Origin of the sequence: Xenorhabdus innexi (assembly GCF_002632485.1) — a bacterium.
GTDB lineage: Bacteria > Pseudomonadota > Gammaproteobacteria > Enterobacterales > Enterobacteriaceae > Xenorhabdus > Xenorhabdus innexi.
On record NZ_NIBU01000243.1, the window covers coordinates 1 to 598 of the forward strand.

Here is a 598-nt window from a genome sequence, read left to right on the forward strand (position 1 = left end):
TTAGCCAGTGCGGCAGATTTACGTTCAGGTGAAATACGTGTCATTTTTTTCTCCATCAGCGTTGTTAATGAGGGTGACAACTATGCTGACAGAGAGGGGTATTTTGAGCCACGTGACGAGACTTCTAAATAGAGACCACCACCATCGGCAAGTTTGTAGGTTTTTTCTTTGGGTTTTGCAGTTTCGATTTGTCGTGCATTAAGTTTCATTGTTAAGGGCATTCTCATAATCGAACGGTAAGTGCCCCGAATTATGCCCTTCGCTGCATCTTGATTGCAACAGACGAAACTGGACGTTGAGATAGATAAGAAGATTGATTTTTCTGGATTTGATATGAATTATTTGACTGGGCTGGACTTCACTGGAAGTTGAAGTGGTGCCCGGAGGCGGAATCGAACCACCGACACGGGGATTTTCAATCCCATCGTAATTTAATAAAATGTAAAGCCCTGCTAATTTGACAATTTGTACACTTAACTAATTGAATTTATTGAGTGTGCAAGATGATAATTCTTCCCATAATTTCCCCCAAAGGGGGCGAAGGCAAATCAACCCATGCGGCGAATCTGGCCGGCTTTTTTGCCGATGCCGGTTTTCG

1 protein-coding gene and 1 pseudogene are annotated in these 598 nt (G+C 43.1%); one reads left to right on the top strand and one right to left on the bottom strand.

Annotated features, from left to right (window positions below):
• Nucleotides 1-98: 98 nt before the first annotated feature.
• Nucleotides 99-209: pseudogene (locus Xinn_RS22350) on the bottom strand (Arm DNA-binding domain-containing protein); the annotation flags it as partial.
• Between the two features lie 294 nt (nt 210-503).
• Between Xinn_RS22350 and Xinn_RS21380 the strand changes: the two are divergent.
• Nucleotides 504-598 (top strand): ParA family protein (locus Xinn_RS21380; protein WP_422645983.1); only part of this gene is annotated, 95 nt, incomplete at its 3' end.